The organism is Winogradskyella sp. (assembly GCF_003712105.1).
Classification (GTDB): Bacteria; Bacteroidota; Bacteroidia; order Flavobacteriales; family Flavobacteriaceae; genus Winogradskyella.
In genome coordinates, this window is the sequence record NZ_RHLG01000004.1 from 148870 (window position 1) to 165364 (window position 16495).

Annotated in this window: 17 protein-coding genes, 5 tRNA genes and 1 pseudogene; all 23 read right to left on the minus strand. The window is 33.7% G+C overall.

Going from position 1 to position 16495, the window contains the following annotated elements; genetic code table 11:
• Positions 1-36: 36 nt before the first annotated feature.
• The gene (gene rplJ / locus ED556_RS10310; protein ID WP_296323176.1) at positions 37-558 is read right to left on the minus strand and encodes a 50S ribosomal protein L10; all 522 of its coding nucleotides are present in this window, start codon (positions 556-558) and stop codon (positions 37-39) included.
• A gap of 19 nt (positions 559-577) precedes the next feature.
• Positions 578-1267 (minus strand): 50S ribosomal protein L1, encoded by a 690-nt coding sequence (gene rplA / locus ED556_RS10315; RefSeq protein WP_296323179.1) that lies wholly within the window; start codon positions 1265-1267, stop codon positions 578-580.
• A gap of 10 nt (positions 1268-1277) precedes the next feature.
• Positions 1278-1718, minus strand: a complete 441-nt coding sequence (rplK, locus tag ED556_RS10320; protein ID WP_296323182.1) for a 50S ribosomal protein L11 — start codon at positions 1716-1718, stop codon at positions 1278-1280.
• 71 nt (positions 1719-1789) lie between these two features.
• Positions 1790-2347 carry a transcription termination/antitermination protein NusG gene (nusG, locus tag ED556_RS10325; protein WP_296323185.1) on the minus strand — a complete coding sequence of 186 codons (558 nt, stop codon included), beginning with the start codon at positions 2345-2347 and terminating at the stop codon, positions 1790-1792.
• A 15-nt stretch (positions 2348-2362) separates the two neighbouring features.
• A complete protein-coding gene (secE, locus tag ED556_RS10330) occupies positions 2363-2557 on the minus strand; it encodes a preprotein translocase subunit SecE (protein WP_296323188.1) in 195 nt (64 codons plus the stop codon).
• A gap of 15 nt (positions 2558-2572) precedes the next feature.
• Positions 2573-2645: transfer RNA gene (locus ED556_RS10335), tRNA-Trp, on the minus strand.
• A 61-nt stretch (positions 2646-2706) separates the two neighbouring features.
• Complete coding sequence (tuf, locus tag ED556_RS10340) at positions 2707-3894, minus strand: elongation factor Tu (RefSeq protein WP_296323191.1); 1188 nt, start codon at positions 3892-3894, stop codon at positions 2707-2709.
• Between the two features lie 57 nt (positions 3895-3951).
• Positions 3952-4023 (minus strand) — tRNA-Thr (locus ED556_RS10345).
• Positions 4024-4080: 57 nt separating this feature from the next.
• A tRNA-Gly gene (locus ED556_RS10350) sits at positions 4081-4153 on the minus strand.
• A gap of 125 nt (positions 4154-4278) precedes the next feature.
• A tRNA-Tyr gene (locus ED556_RS10355) sits at positions 4279-4361 on the minus strand.
• 86 nt (positions 4362-4447) lie between these two features.
• Positions 4448-4521: transfer RNA gene (locus ED556_RS10360), tRNA-Thr, on the minus strand.
• Between the two features lie 113 nt (positions 4522-4634).
• Positions 4635-4937, minus strand: a complete 303-nt coding sequence (gene raiA / locus ED556_RS10365; RefSeq protein WP_296323193.1) for a ribosome-associated translation inhibitor RaiA — start codon at positions 4935-4937, stop codon at positions 4635-4637.
• A 20-nt stretch (positions 4938-4957) separates the two neighbouring features.
• A complete protein-coding gene (locus ED556_RS10370) occupies positions 4958-5848 on the minus strand; it encodes a tyrosine-type recombinase/integrase (RefSeq protein ID WP_296323196.1) in 891 nt (296 codons plus the stop codon).
• Between the two features lie 114 nt (positions 5849-5962).
• Positions 5963-6157: a 30S ribosomal protein S21 gene (gene rpsU, locus ED556_RS10375; protein ID WP_296323198.1), complete on the minus strand. Its 195-nt coding sequence runs from the start codon at positions 6155-6157 to the stop codon at positions 5963-5965.
• Between the two features lie 87 nt (positions 6158-6244).
• Positions 6245-7675, minus strand: a complete 1431-nt coding sequence (locus ED556_RS10380; RefSeq protein ID WP_296323201.1) for a carboxypeptidase-like regulatory domain-containing protein — start codon at positions 7673-7675, stop codon at positions 6245-6247.
• 127 nt (positions 7676-7802) lie between these two features.
• Positions 7803-8969: an acyl-CoA dehydrogenase family protein gene (locus ED556_RS10385; RefSeq protein WP_296323204.1), complete on the minus strand. Its 1167-nt coding sequence runs from the start codon at positions 8967-8969 to the stop codon at positions 7803-7805.
• Between the two features lie 15 nt (positions 8970-8984).
• On the minus strand, positions 8985-9857 hold the full coding sequence (locus tag ED556_RS10390; RefSeq protein ID WP_296323207.1) for a helix-hairpin-helix domain-containing protein: 873 nt from the start codon (positions 9855-9857) through the stop codon (positions 8985-8987).
• 24 nt (positions 9858-9881) lie between these two features.
• Positions 9882-11516 carry an alanine/glycine:cation symporter family protein gene (locus ED556_RS10395; RefSeq protein ID WP_296323211.1) on the minus strand — a complete coding sequence of 545 codons (1635 nt, stop codon included), beginning with the start codon at positions 11514-11516 and terminating at the stop codon, positions 9882-9884.
• A gap of 96 nt (positions 11517-11612) precedes the next feature.
• On the minus strand, positions 11613-12632 hold the full coding sequence (locus ED556_RS10400) for a TrkA family potassium uptake protein (RefSeq protein ID WP_296323214.1): 1020 nt from the start codon (positions 12630-12632) through the stop codon (positions 11613-11615).
• A gap of 3 nt (positions 12633-12635) precedes the next feature.
• Positions 12636-12863 carry a PspC domain-containing protein gene (locus tag ED556_RS10405; protein WP_296323217.1) on the minus strand — a complete coding sequence of 76 codons (228 nt, stop codon included), beginning with the start codon at positions 12861-12863 and terminating at the stop codon, positions 12636-12638.
• An 8-nt stretch (positions 12864-12871) separates the two neighbouring features.
• Positions 12872-14145, minus strand: a pseudogene (locus ED556_RS10410) (DUF2851 family protein).
• Between the two features lie 61 nt (positions 14146-14206).
• The gene (locus ED556_RS10415) at positions 14207-15187 is read right to left on the minus strand and encodes a pyridoxal-phosphate dependent enzyme (RefSeq protein WP_296323220.1); all 981 of its coding nucleotides are present in this window, start codon (positions 15185-15187) and stop codon (positions 14207-14209) included.
• Between the two features lie 68 nt (positions 15188-15255).
• Positions 15256-16488 (minus strand): FtsX-like permease family protein, encoded by a 1233-nt coding sequence (locus ED556_RS10420; protein WP_296323223.1) that lies wholly within the window; start codon positions 16486-16488, stop codon positions 15256-15258.
• Positions 16489-16495: the final 7 nt, after the last annotated feature.

The following is a 16495-nucleotide window of genomic DNA, read 5'->3' on the forward strand; positions in this document are numbered from 1 at the left end:
TTTTTATTTTAATTTTTAAGTGCGTACTCGCTAATTTTATCCTTCTTTCTCAGATAAAGTTTTAATAATTCCTGCTAATGTTCCACCACCAGATTTAAGTGCTGAAATAACATTTTTAGCAGGTGATTGTAATAATCCAATGATTTCTCCTAGTAATTCTTCTCTAGATTTGATTTCTACTAAGGCATCTAATTGGTCATCACCTATATAAATAGACTCTTCAATAAAAGCACCTTTTAATAAAGGTCTTTCTGATTTTTTACGGAAAGCCTTAATCACTTTTGCTGGTCCGTTACCAGTTTCAGAGTACATTACAGAGGTATTACCTTTTAAGGTAGATGGTAAGTCTCCAAAATCTTTGTCTGAAGCTTCCATTGCCTTTTCTAATAATGTGTTCTTTACAACCGATAAACTAACGTTTGCTTTAAAGCATGCTCTACGTAAGTTTGAAGTATCAACTGCATTTAATCCAGAAATATCTGTTAAATAGATATTAGAATTATCAGCTAATTGTGCAGTTAACTCTTCAATTACTAGGGATTTTTCTTCTCTTGTCATAATATTCTAAGTTTAACTACTATCCTATTTTTGTATCAATTGCTATACTTGGGCTCATAGTACTTGACATGTAAATACTCTTTACATAAGTACCTTTGGCAGCAGTTGGTTTTAATTTCATTAAAGTTGAAAGTAATTCGTTTGCGTTACCTACTAATTTTTCAGCACTAAAAGATGCTTTTCCAATAGGTGCGTGAACGATACCTGTTTTATCTACTTTAAAATCTATCTTACCAGCTTTTACTTCGCTAACCGCTTTGGCCACATCCATAGTTACTGTTCCTGTTTTAGGGTTTGGCATAAGACCTCTTGGTCCTAATACTCTACCTAATGGTCCTAACTTACCCATAATGCTTGGCATAGTAACGATAACGTCAACATCTGTCCAACCATCTTTAATTTTTTGTAAGTATTCATCTAATCCTACATAATCAGCACCAGCTTCTTTAGCTTCAGCTTCTTTATCAGGAGTTACTAATGCAAGAACCTTCATGTCTTTACCTGTACCATGTGGTAGAGAAACTACACCACGAACCATTTGGTTTGCTTTACGTGGATCTACGCCTAATCTTACGGCTAAATCTACTGATGCATCAAACTTTGTGTATGTGATTTCCTTAAGTAAAGCTGAAGCTTCTTCTATAGAGTAAAGCTTATTTCTATCAACTTTAGCTCTAGCTTCTTTTTGCTTTTTTGTTAATCTTGCCATTTCAAAAAATTTAGTTTGGTGCGTCTCCACCTTTAACTGTGATACCCATCGATCTTGCTGTACCAGCTACCATTTTCATAGCTGATTCAACAGTAAATGCATTTAAATCTTGCATTTTGTCTTCTGCAATAGTCTTAACTTGATCCCAAGTTACTTTTGCTACTTTACGTCGGTTTGGTTCTCCAGATCCTTTCTTTACTTTGGCCGCTTCTAATAATTGCACTGCAGCTGGTGGTGTCTTGATTACAAACTCAAAAGATTTGTCTTTGTAAACAGAAATTACCACAGGTAATACTTTACCTGGCTTATCTTGGGTTCTAGCATTAAATTGCTTACAGAACTCCATGATATTAACTCCAGCAGCACCTAAAGCGGGTCCAACCGGTGGCGATGGATTCGCAGCACCTCCCCGAACTTGTAATTTAACTACTTTGTCTAGTTCTTTTGCCATTTTAAATTAAAATTGTGCGTAGTATTTAAATTGGAAGCTTAGATACTTACGCTTATATAATGTAACAATTATTATACTTTTTCAACTTGCATATAGCTTAACTCTAATGGTGTTTTTCTTCCGAAAATTTTAACCATTACTTCAAGCTTACGCTTTTCTTCATTTATTTTTTCAATAGTTCCATCAAATCCATTGAATGGCCCATCAATAACCTTAACTGTCTCTCCTATTGTGAATGGTATTGCAACATTTGCATCAGCTTCTAATGCTAACTCATCTACTTTACCTAGCATTCGATTCACTTCAGATTGTCTTAATGGTACTGGATCACCACCTTTAGTTTCTCCTAAAAATCCAATCACGTTAGTAATAGATTTTATAATATGAGGCACTTCACCACTAAGGTTGGCCTGTATCATTATATATCCTGGAAAATAAACACGTTCTTTGTTTATCTTCTTTCCATTTCGGATTTGAATAACTTTTTCGGTAGGTACAAGAACTTGATCAACATAATCACCTAAACCTAGTCTTGAGATTTCATTCTCAATATACGTTTTGATTTTGTTTTCTTGACCACTAACAGCCCTAACAACATACCATTTTTTATTTCCGTTTTTCTCAGACATTGCTAACGCTATTTCTTAATTAATTAAACCAAAATATGCTTTAATGACTCTACTAAAAACGGTATCTACACCCCAAATAGCTAAAGAAAATATAATTGAAAAAACAGCCACAACTATTGTCAACCTTTGGGCTTCTGACCAAGGTGTCCATGTTACGTTATTTTTTAATTCTTCAAACGATTCTTTTACGTATGTTATTAATCCTGCCATTTGTTTTTCTATTTGCACGGGTTGCGAGACTCGAACTCACGACACCTGGTTTTGGAGACCAGTGCTCTACCAACTGAGCTAAACCCGTAAACATAAATCAAGGTATCCCGAAAAAACGGGACACCTTAATGTATATTTAGATTTGTTTATTAGTCTAAAATTTCAGTAACCTGACCAGCACCAACTGTACGACCACCTTCACGGATAGCGAAACGTAAACCTACGTTCATTGCAATTGGTTGAATTAACTCAACAGTAATTGTTAAGTTATCTCCTGGCATTACCATCTCAACACCATCAGGTAAAGCAATATTACCAGTTACGTCAGTTGTACGTACATAGAACTGTGGACGATAGTTGTTGTGGAATGGAGTGTGACGACCACCTTCTTCTTTCTTAAGGATATACACCTCAGCTTTGAATTTTTGGTGTGGTGTTACAGAACCTGGCGCAGTAATTACCATACCTCTAGAGATTTGAGTTTTCTCAATACCTCTTAATAAGATACCAGCGTTATCACCAGCTTCACCTCTATCTAATATTTGACGGAACATCTCAATACCAGTGATTGTAGACGTTAATTTCTCAGCACCCATACCGATGATTTCTACTGGGTCACCAGTGTTAGCAATACCAGTTTCAATACGACCAGTTGCTACAGTACCACGACCAGTAATAGAGAATACATCTTCGATAGGCATTAAGAAAGGCTTATCGATTTCACGAGTTGGTTCTTCAATCCAAGAATCAACAGCTTCCATTAATTCCATTACTGTATCAACCCACTTTTGCTCACCGTTAAGTGCACCTAAGGCAGAACCAGCAATTACAGGACCATTATCTCCATCGTACTCATAGAAAGATAATAAATCTCTGATTTCCATTTCAACTAATTCTAAAAGCTCCTCATCATCAACCATATCCACTTTATTCATGAATACTACAATACGAGGAATACCTACTTGACGACCTAAAAGGATGTGCTCACGTGTTTGTGGCATTGGACCATCTGTTGCAGCAACAACTAAGATAGCACCATCCATTTGAGCAGCACCAGTAACCATGTTCTTCACGTAATCCGCGTGACCTGGACAGTCAACGTGCGCATAGTGACGGTTTGCAGTTGCATACTCTACGTGTGAAGTATTAATTGTAATACCTCTTTCTTTTTCTTCAGGAGCGTTATCGATTTGATCGAAATCTTTTGCTTCAGATAAACCTGCATCTGCTAAAACTTTTGTTATAGCAGCAGTTAAAGTTGTTTTACCGTGATCTACGTGTCCGATAGTACCTATGTTAAGGTGTGGTTTCGAACGATCAAAAGTTCCCTTTGCCATGTTTAAATTATTTAATCTTATTTAATATTAGTGTTCAAATTTTTATTTTCAAAAAAGAGCCAATGACGAGATTTGAACTCGTGACCTCTTCCTTACCAAGGAAACGCTCTACCCCTGAGCTACACCGGCGTAAAGAGTTTACTTTCTCATTTAAAAAAATGAGATTCCTGCCTTCACAGGAATTTGAGCGGGAGACCGGGTTCGAACCGGCGACATTCAGCTTGGAAGGCTGACGCTCTACCAACTGAGCTACTCCCGCTTTTAATTAGTTTTGGATTCACTCGCTATTGGCTCGTGCTTCCTGTTCGGGTGACCCGAACATAGAATTTATTTTACAGCTTTTACAAAAGCAAGCTTTCGACAACTATTATTTCAAATTCTATGTGGGGAGAGCAGGATTCGAACCTGCGAAGTCGAAAGACAACGGAGTTACAGTCCGTCCCATTTGGCCGCTCTGGAATCTCCCCAAATTTTCTAAATAAGCTGCAAAATTACAGCTTTTTTGTTGATATTTTCAATCTATTAAAGAACAAAATTCCTTTTTAAAAGAAAGAGCCGATAGAGGGACTCGAACCCACGACCTGCTGATTACAAATCAGCTGCTCTAGCCAGCTGAGCTATATCGGCCTTTTTAGCCCTTTTTTATGTTAAAATTTTAGCATAAAAAAGTCCGCTATTTCTAACGGACTGCAAATGTAAGGTTTTATTTTTTCTTTCAAAACATTTTTGAAAAATTTTTGCTAGGCATGTGACCTTAGTTTTTCTTTTCTTTTTTTAAGACGTCTTTCTAAGGAAGCTGCAACTAAATCTGCACCCTCTTCAAATGATTTTGTTTGCTTCTTAACTACAAATGTATCTCCTGGAACTATAATCTTAGCTTCAAAGATTTTGTTTTCTTTATCACTTGTGTTTTCGACTTTTAAATAAACGTCTGTTTGGATTATTTTGTCGTAAAAAAGATTTAGTTTTTCAAAACGCTTTTGAATAAAGTCTTTCAATTTTATATCTGCTATAAAATTAATGGATTGAGTGTTTACCTTCATAAGCTAATTTCAATTTTAGGTTAGTCAATATTTCTCGGATGTGTTTTCGCATACACTTTTTTTAATTCTGCTATGCTACTATGTGTGTAAACTTGAGTAGCTGCCAGACTGGAATGACCGAGTAATTCTTTTACAGAATTGATATCTGCACCTTCATTTAGTAAATGCGTCGCAAACGAGTGTCGTAAAACATGTGGACTACATTTTAGTTTTGTAGATGCTTTACTAAAATACTTATTTATTATCCTATAAACAAGTGTATCGTATATTTTTGACCCTTTTTTGGTTAAAAAAACATATTCTTTATCTTCAATATTCTCAAGTTTGCTCCTGTAATTATTATAAGTATTGTAAGAATCAATTACTGTTGGAAGTAATGGTATAAAACGTTCTTTATTACGCTTACCTATAACTTTGAGTATTTTATTGTTACTATCTAAGTCTGATAATTTAATATGTATAAGCTCTGTTCGTCGTATTCCTGTAGCATAAAATAGCTCTACTATAAGTTTATCTCTTGCACTTTCAAAATCAACAATAGTATTCAATTCTTTTAAAACAGAATCCAACTCTTTTTGAGAAAAAGGGACTTGAACTTTTTTTTCGGTCTTTAATGCCTTGTGAGTTTTTAATGGATTTATATCAAGATTACCAACTTTAATAAGAAACTTGTAATAGGAATTTAAAGATGATACTTTTCTATTAATACTTCTGTTTGTTAGTCCAGAATTTACCAGACTAACAACCCATTGCCTAATTATATTATAACCCACGCCTTCTACCTTTTCGTCTTTATAGTTTTCATCTAAGAATTGCTGACAACTTTCGATGTCGTTTTGATAGGCAGTTACAGTGTGCTTAGAATAGTTTTTTTCTAATAGGAGATATTCTAAGAATTTATCTAGATACATTAGTACAAATTTCAATCTTAAAAATAATCTTAATTATTAAGAGATAAAAGCAAGAATAAAAAAATCCCACAAGCAATAATAGTTTGTGGGATTTAAAATTTATATAATGTTTAGTTAGAATTGTTCTGCGTCTTTGAGACCTTGAACATACTCTGCTTTTTGAATTTGCGCTCTACGCACTACAGAAGGTTTTGTGTACTGCTTTCTTGACTGTAATTGAAATCTAGTCTTTGTACGATTAAACTTTTGTTTGTATCGTTTTAAAGCTCTTTCTATATTTTCTCCTTCGTTTATCTTAATTTTTAACATAGGTCTTAACCTCCTTTCTGTTTAAATTTTTGCGGTGCAAATATATAAACAAATTCTACTTGAAAAAGTAAATTTTAGATTTTTAAGTTAATCTTTAAATAATGAAGCGCGCTGTGATAAGTCTTCAATAAGTTGCTCATCTTCTTCGCTCTCTAAAAGAACATTATAATTTTTCCAGAAATCTTTATTATAAGGTTTGCTGACAAAAATATCCATGTCCCAAGGCTTTGTGTTTAACTCTTGATATATAATTTCTTTATCTAAGATTATTTCAGAAAATAATATTTCTTGAACCGTAGAATAATAGCGTTCTTCCCTATTGTATCTGTCAATTTCTTTTTGCGATACTCTTCCTGTAGTTTTTAAACCTACATTGACCAGTTTAGGCGTTTCGTAATATATATAGTTCGGATACATTTTATCATTATACTCAATGTAGTTAATGATTAGTTTATGATTTATCTGCGTACCTAATAATCGTTTACTTCTACTTTTTTGAGCGTCTGATGCTGCAACGAGCTCATACTCTATTTTTTTAATGGCATAGTTATCGTAATAAATGTATAACCAGCCCTGTGCTTTATATCCTTCATTATAAATGCCTTTAGTTCCTAAGCCAACATAATCCTTGCTTTCGTCGATTTTTATTTTATAAATCTTTCGAGAATCATCTACTAGAATCGTATCCAATTGAAACTGATGCGTATCTAATATACCGTCACCAAAAAGTGCTTTTGCATTTTGTGAGTTTCGCAGGAGATTAAGTTTTCCTTGAAATATATTTTGAAGACCGTTAACTCTGGTATCATTCCACTTAATAGATTTGACTAGCTGAGATCTGCTTACATCTTGCCTTCTAATATCATTAGCCCTTAACCTGTTTCTTTTTACATTTCTGTTTTTGTAAGACACATACGCAAATATGCTATCTACATCTCTGAGATCATAACTCTTACGCATTTCATCTACATTAACTTTAAGATGTTCATTGCTTTTAGAATTGTAACCTGAATCATATACCGTAATAGCACTTTCAATGAGCCATTTAAATTCTATTTTATTTCGTTCTTTATGGCGCAAAAATCCTTTTTGCAGATACGCAGAATCAGGCATATTTTCTGATAATCTTTCTAAAGCCTTAAGTACTATTTCATTTCCAGTTGTTGGTCTTGGGTCTGCTACAATAACTATTTCATCAAGAGCTGCAACATCTTCCTCAAGAAAAATATCTTCGGAGCCATCATAGTCTCCAACCTTTACTTTAAAACTTTTAAATCCTATCGATGAAACCACAAGGGTATCGTTTTCGTGTTGATTAGGAACGAGTAACACAAAGCGTCCATCTGAATTACTTATCGTACCAATGGTAGTATTCTTGATATAAATACTAGCATTTTCTATCGGTAAAAGCTCCATAAAGTCAACAACTTTACCTCTTATTTCAATTTGTGAAAAGCTAACAAATGAAGTGAAAAAGACGATTAGGATTAGAACCTTTTTAAGCCTAGTGTAATGCATTATAAGTTGATTATTATGTTTTGATTGTAGTAATGGCAAATACCATTCCGTTTAATATAAACTTCAAAACTAATCAATTATTTTAATCAGTAGCTGAGAATCTACTCCTTAGGTGAAAGAGTATTAGTTATGTAGCAGGCTTATAATCTTTGTTATCAATCACCATTTTAGCGATAATCTCACGTAAGATTTCAGAGGTTCCACCACCAATTGGTCCTAATCGACTGTCTCTTGCTAATCTAGCTAATGGGTATTCTTCCATGTAACCGTAACCTCCTAAAAATTGTAAACAGTGATAAATCACATCATCTGCCATTTTAGTAGATTGCAGTTTAGACATGGTTGCTTCTTTAACCACATAATCACCCAAATCAAGGCATTTAGTGACATAATAATTGTATTGTTTGCAGATTTCCATTTGAGTTTGACAATCGGCAAACGTATGCCTAAGAGCTTGAAATCTATCTATTGTTTTACCAAATGCTGTACGCTCTGACATGTATTGTTTTGCATATTCTAATGCATACTCTGCTCTTGCATGCGCATTAACTGCCATAATTAATCGCTCTAATGCTAAATGTTGCATTAAGTACGCAAAGCCTTGGTTTTCTTCACCCATAAGATTTTCAGCAGGAATAACAACATTATCAAAAGCTATTTCACCTGTATCCGATGCTCTCCATCCTAATTTATCGAGCTTAGTTGCAGAAACGCCTTCAGCTTCTCTATCAATAACAAACATGCTTATACCCTTATTACCAAGTTCAGGGTTTGTTTTAGCAGAAACAACTAAATAGTCGCTATAAACACCATTTGTTATAAATGTCTTAGAACCATTAATAACATAAGTATCACCCTTTTTTACCGCAGTTGTTCGCATACCTGCCACATCACTACCACCAAATGGTTCTGTAATACACAAACATCCGATGCTATCTCCAGATATACTTGGCGCCAAATATTTTTGCTTTATACGTTCATCGCCTTCTTTATTAAGATGAGTCATGGCTAAATATGCATGCGCCCACATAGCCGCTGCAAATCCACCAGAGTTAATGCGTTGCAATTCTTCTAGAAAAATTACAGTATAAAATAAATCTAAATCTAACCCGCCATATGCTTCAGGGTAGGCAAGACCAAAATAGCCCATATCTCCAAATTTCTTCCATATAAAACGTTCAATATGGCCTGTTTCTTCCCATTTATCAATATGAGGAACAACCTCTTTTTGAAGAAATTCTCTTAAGCTTTCTCTAAATAAATTGTGCTCTTCGGTGAAGTATAATTTGGACATTTACTATCAATTTTTCTACAGATGCAAATATAATTTAATAATCTGTAATTTTTTAAGAGGAAACTGTTCAACTTTTGTTAAATCCTCAATCGCAGAGAATCCATCTCTAAGTGTACGCTCTTCAATTATATTATTAGCAATCTCATAATCGATATGCGGTATAGTCACGAGTTGAGCTCTTGTAGCAAAATTAAGATTGAATGTTTCAACCGAACGCGGGGTTTTAACTGTAAATTGTTGATTAACACGCTCTATAACTTCTGGTGTCAATCCCCAAATTTCCGACAACTCAATTTCATTAATAAAACCGCCATACGTATTACGGTATTTTATAATGTTAGCTGATAGCTTTTCTCCAATACCATAAACCTTTTGAAGTTGGCTCGATGTGGCAATATTTAAATCTATTTTTTGTTCGAATGATTTAACAACGTTCACATTATTATATAACTGATTAACCTTCTTTGGTTTTGGATTAGTTACCCAATCTGGAAACTTAAAATACGGAGAAATCTCAGCAAGAAATGAGTCTGAAACCTTTGTAACTTCTTGAAACTGAATTGCAGAATTCACCCATTTGTTATTCGCTCTAAACGCATGAAGTCTGTCTATTTCTTCATTCGACATACCTAAGGCATAACCTTTATAATCAGAAATGAAATTTGGGTTAAACGGATAAATTTTAGGTGTTTTATTTTGAAGTGCTAATTGCCTTAGAGAATCTATTTCATTCTTATAGCTTTCGATTGCAATATCATTTGAAGAATCGTGTTTTGAATTGAACGGAAAATCAAGAAAGAAATAAACGGATTGAACTACTATGATTAGAATAACCAATGAAAAAATCCCACTCTGCTTTTTCTTAGAAAACTTAAAGTGGGATTTCATGCTATTATAATATATCTAAAATTTCTATTCTGAAGTGTTTCCTTTTATAGCTGCAATATATTTTGCCATTTCTTCTCTTACTTTAGGGAATAAGAAGAATAAACCTATCATATTAGGGAAAACTAAAGCAAGTATCATAGCATCAGAGAACTTAATAACTGCATCTAATGTTGCAGCAGCTCCAATAATTACAAATACTAAGAATAATATTTTATATGCTAAATCTGCTTTTTTTCCTTTTCCAAAAAGGTATTTCCACGATTGCAAACCATAATACGACCAAGATATCATTGTACTAAATGCAAATAATACTATTGCAATTGTAAGCACATAAGAGAAGCCAGGAATTACAGAATCAAATGCTCTAGAAGTTAAATCAACGCCGCCTAGTTGCTCACCAGTAGCAGTAATTAATACATTACTTCCTTCAACAGCACCGTATTGAAATACACTCTGTAAATTTGCACCATCTATATTAAAGAAAATAATTACTAAAGCAGTCATAGTACAAATTACTACAGTATCGATGAATGGTTCTAATAAAGCCACAACACCCTCAGATGCTGGATATTTTGTTTTAACTGCTGAGTGAGCAATTGCTGCAGAACCAGCACCGGCTTCATTAGAAAACGCAGCTCTTTGAAAACCAACAATTAAAACACCAACAAGACCTCCAAGTCCCGCCATTGGTGTAAATGCACCCTTAAAAATTAAGCCAAAAGCGTCATCTATATATGAGAAATTAGCAAAAATTATAATCAATGCAGCCAACACATAGATACCTGCCATAAATGGAACAATCTTTTCAGTAATTTTAGCGATTCTTTTGATACCACCTATGATAACAATTCCGACTAGCACAGCAAGAATGCATCCGATGATAATTCCAGTTGAGCCGCCTTCCAAGTTCATTAACGAACTTAATTGTACTGCTGCTTGGTTAGATTGAAAAGCATTACCACCACCAAAGGATGCCCCAACACAAAGTATAGCAAAAATGACAGCTAAAACTTTACCTATAACAGAGAATCCTCTTTCTTTTAGACCTTTTGACAAGTAATACATTGGTCCTCCATAAACGGTTCCATCTTCTCCAACATCTCTATATTTTACGCCTAAAGTACACTCTACAAATTTTGTTGACATACCTATTAAACCGCACACTATCATCCAAAACGTAGCACCAGGACCACCTAATGCAATTGCAACTGCTACACCTGCTATATTTCCTAATCCTACAGTACCAGAAACAGCAGTGGCTAATGCCTGAAAGTGACTTACTTCACCTTCTTGACTCTCATCTCGTATAGTATCTGGCAAATCTCCATCCACTATATTCACTGCTACTTTTTCTTCGGCACTATGACCTTCAATATCATCGTATTTTCCGCGAACAGTATTAATCGCCAATGGAAATTTGGTAAAACTTGGTACCTTAAAATATATTGTGAAAAAAGTGGCCCCCAATACCAATAGTATTACTACTATTGGAATATCGTAACCTCCGAGTGAAACCGAGGTTAAAATAAACCCTTCCCAACCTTCAGCAATTGGCATAAAGGCATCGTTAACTTTTTCATCTAGTCCTTTTTCGGCCTCTTGAGTGAAGTTTAATAACGGTAATAATAGTGCAAAAATTGAGAGAAGATATTTCTTCATAAGTATTGTATTAGTTAGTTTATTTATAAAGTAGCCGACAAGATGCTAAAAAAAAATGAGTTTTTAAAGTACTAGGCGTTAAAATGGCAATCTGTTTTATGCAATATTATATTCTGAATTAAGCTTTTGAATTTGTTCTGGTCTACCTAGTACAATTATTTTAGAACCAGGTATTAATCTAGTATTCGCCTCAGGATTAACAATATACTCTCCATTTTCATTTTTAAAACCAATAACTGTGCATCCAGTTTTGCTTCGTAACTCGAGCTCTCTAATGGTTTTTACATTATCTATATTATAGAGTTGCTCAACCTTTATTTCTTCAATATTAATATTGCGTTCTCCTACAATACCAAGATTATCTATAAACTCCACCAAATCTGGAATTACAACCAAAGATGCCATATGATCACCTCCTATTTTATCTGGCAATATTACATTATTTGCTCCAGCCAATTTTAGCTTATTATAGGAAGCTTCTTGTGAAGCTCTACTAATAATGTTCATTGTCTTATTTATTTGCCTGGCAGATAGCACAACAAATAAATTATCTGCATCACTAGGTAAGGCAGAAATCAATGTATCTGCCTTTTCTATACCAGCTTCTATTAATGTTTCGTCCTCATCAGCATTACCGTATACAAATGGTGTGTTATCATCACCAAACTTTTCAATGACTTCTTTATTTTTTTCTATAATAACAAAAGGCTTTTTGTAAGCTAAAAGCTTTTTTGCGGCTTGTTTTCCGTTGCGTCCATAACCACAAATAATTATATGGTTAGACATGCTGTCTATCTTCTTTTGCATCTTTCGTTGTTTAATATCTTCAAAATTGTTGCGACTTAATATATATTCTGTAATAATAGAAATTGCATAACCTACAATAACTATACTAGACAGTATGAGGAAGATTGTAAAAATCTTTGACTCCATATCTAATGGGTTTACTTCCGAAAACCCAACTGTTGTGATGGTTATAACTGTCATATATACAGCATCTACCCAGGTATAATCTGAGATATATTTGTAACCAAATACACCAATTACCATAATGATAATTAGCATAATTAGTGCTGTATATATTTTAGATCTAAAAAGTTTAAATAATGGATTCATAGATTATAAATCAAAAACAGAACTCCTTTTTGTATAAATAATATCTTTTATTCTAATCCAGAAGGCCAAAAATAAATAAAGTGCAAAACCGAATCCAAGTGTTACAAAAGTGAGATACATAAAACTTGTTCTTACTACTTTAGCCCTTATCCCAATGCGGTCTGCTATACGTTGACACACGTAGTAACCACGTTTTTGAAGATACAAAAGAAGCATGTAAAAATATTTCATACTGCAAGTTATCTATTTTTTGAGATTAATTCACTGCCAATTGCACATTGAAGGCATTTATTTTTATCACAATTTTCGGTCTTTAATTGAATTAGTGATTGTGACGTTAATGCATTTTCTTCAAAATTTCTAAAATTCATAAACTTATTAGTAATGCTATTTTTCTCAATATTTAATGTCTTAATAATGTTTAGGCTATGGTCAGGCTCAGACTTTCCCAGTGATTTTGAATAACAAAACTTAAGCGGAATTATAGTATTAATAATCAATAAATCCACAAAAGATTCTGAAATCTTTTTTGTACGCTTTTTAGATGTTTTCTCAAATGTATAATGCGTTTCCCAGAATCTTGAAGTCGAAATATTAAATAGTGTGTAGATTTCGTTTTTGGTTTTACAAGCCATTAATTTTGAAAACAGATTCTGCGCGCAATGATATAGTTGTGCCAGTTGCGATAATCGTATGGTTGGAAAATTTGGTGGTCTCAACCTAAAAAAATGAACTGGTAAAACACCTTGGTTTTTTAGTTGAAATTTTTGTTTCAAAAATTGATAACGCAACTTTAAATCTTGAAAGTAAACATCCTGAATCTCTTTATCCAAAAACCCTATTTGGCCAAATAATAAGGCTTCAATATTTATATCATCATTTGCTATTTTTCTCAGGACAGAAAAATCAAATGAATTTGCTAAACTATAAAACGATTCCCATTTACTTTTAATCCAAAGTTTTTACAAAGCAATTTAAACAAAACGGATTCCCAATCATTCTTTGAGGTTTCTAAAAGTTTTGAGATTTCATGAGATTTTCTTTCAAGGCGCTCAATGTATAGTCGTTCAAGCCAATTGCCGATGACAAATTCATCGACATCTTTAAAACTGTTTTCGCAATTAATCCAGGTTTTAGAATTTATTAATTCTCTATATCTGTGATACAATTGTTTATCAACCCTATCTTTAAGTTGAAGCGTTGTAATTTCAGAATTGTCTTTTCTAAGAATCGGGATATCGTGCTGCCAAACCACATGTAAAATGACGTTATCATATGCCCTATCGGTTTCATGATTATGCACATACCAATCCGAAGATTTTACATGAATTTCTACATTTCCAGCCCATAATTGGCCCGCAATGTTAATTTGTGCATTAAAAAAATCTGGACCAGAGTTATGATTATATTGCCCAAAATTTGCAATAGAAATTGCTTCTCCATTGATTGAGAGCAGCTTAGATGTATCGAATTTTTTATATTTCCATACGTGGTGAAGAAAGTCTTCTTGCATGGTTCTAAAATAAAAAATCCTAAGAAATTTCTTAGGATTTTTATGTCTTCTATATTCAGGTTTAGTCTATATAACCCATTTCTCGCATCCAATCGTCATTGAACATTTTCCCTACATAACGACTTCCATGGTCATGGAATAAAACTACCACTATGTCATCTGGACCAAAATGTTCTTTTAATTGCAACACACCCTTAATAGCTGCACCTGCCGAATTGCCCAAAAACATACCTTCTTCTTTGGCTAATTTCTGTGTGTATACTGCTGCGTCTTTATCAGTTACTTTGGTGAATCCGTCAATAATATCAAAATCTACATTGGCAGGTAATATGTCCTCACCTATGCCTTCTGTTACATAAGGATAGATTTCCTTTTCGTCAAAAATTCCGGTCTCATGGTATTTTTTAAATACTGAACCATAGGTATCAATTCCCCAAACTTTAATATTTGGGTTTTGTTCTTTTAGGTATTTTCCAACTCCAGAAACTGTACCTCCTGTACCAACACCTACTACGAAGTGCGTTACTTTTCCATCGGTTTGTTTCCAAATTTCTGGACCTGTGGTTTTATAATGTCCTTTAGCATTACTCGGATTATCATATTGATTAACATACCACGAGTTTGGGGTTTCTTCTCCCATACGTTTTGAAACAGAGTAATAACTTCGTGGGTCATCTGGTTCTACATCTGTTGGGCAAACGACAACCTCAGCACCAACAGCTCTGAGAATATCCATTTTTTCTTTGGACTGCTTATCGCTCATCACAAAAATACACTTGTAACCTTTTACTATGGCCGCCAGTGCTAATCCCATACCAGTATTACCAGAAGTACCTTCGATAATTGTTCCGCCAGGTTTTAAGCGTCCATCGGCCTCTGCATCTTCAATCATTTGTAAGGCCATCCGATCTTTAACAGAATTTCCTGGGTTAAAGGTTTCGTATTTTGCAAGTACAAGACAAGGTAAATCTTCTACCAATTTATTCATCTTTACTAAAGGTGTATTACCTATAGTTTCAAGTATATTTTCTGCGTAATCCATATATCAAATTTGCTGCGCAAATTTAAGTTAAAAGTTATAAGTGTAAAGTTAAAAAATGATATTATATTTTAATCAAATCTTATAGCCCTTACTGGTGCTATTCTTGATATAATTACCGAAGGAATAAGCAACATTAACAGACATAAAACAAAAGTTCCTATATTAAGCAATATAATGTAGTCTAAACCTATATAAACAGGTGCTTCTGTTACATAATATGTGTCTGGATTTAATGGGAATAATTTGAAGTATTTTTGAACAAAAAGCAGTCCTAATCCTACTATATTTCCCCATAGTAATCCTAAACCAACAAGATAAGATGCGTTGTATAAAAACACTTTGCGGACAGACCAATTGGCTTGCCCTAAGGCTTTTAATACTCCTATCATTTGAGTACGTTCTAAGATAAGAACCAATAAAGCAGTAATCATATTTATACCTGCAACCAATATCATTATAGCAATGATACCGTAAGTATTATTGTCAAATATTTCAATCCACTGAAATACTGAGGCATATTTTTCTTTTACAGTTACAGACTTCATTAACGAAGGAATTTCTCTATATACAGCTTCTCCAATTTTATCAATTTCTGAAAAATCGTCTATAAACACTTCAAAGGCTCCAACTTGATCTTTCCCCCATTTATTTATGCGTTGGATATGTCTAATATCTGCAATACAGAATTTTTCATCTAATTCCTGAAATCCTGAATTGTATATGCCGACTATTTCAAAACTAATAATACGCGGTGGTCGTTCTAAATCTTGTCCAAATAATGATTGAAATTTATCCCCAATGTTAAAGCCTAATCGATTAGCTAAATAGTTTGAAATTAATATTTCATTATTTAATTTACCAGAGAATTGAGGTAATCTACCTTCAACAAGAAACTCATCAAAATAATCCCATTTATAATCTTTACCAACGCCTTTAATAACAACTCCTTCAAAATCGGTAGCAGTTCTTATAACTGTAAATTTATGAGCTGTACCTTGTACATGAATAGGACCTTCGACACTATTAAAATCAGGATAAAATTCTTGCGCTAAACTTATTGGAACTTGAGATTCATCAGAGGCATTAGTGTCGTAATTATCAATAATAATGTGCCCATTAAAGGCTACTACTTTATCTCTAATTTTTTGTTGCAAACCCAAACCGGTAGCAATGGCAATTAGCATAACCACCATACCAATAGCTATAGCTGCGATACCAATTTTAATTATTGGTGCCGATACACTACTTTTATACGTTTTACTACCAATAATACGTTTGGCTATAAACAACTCAAAATTCACAATCTGA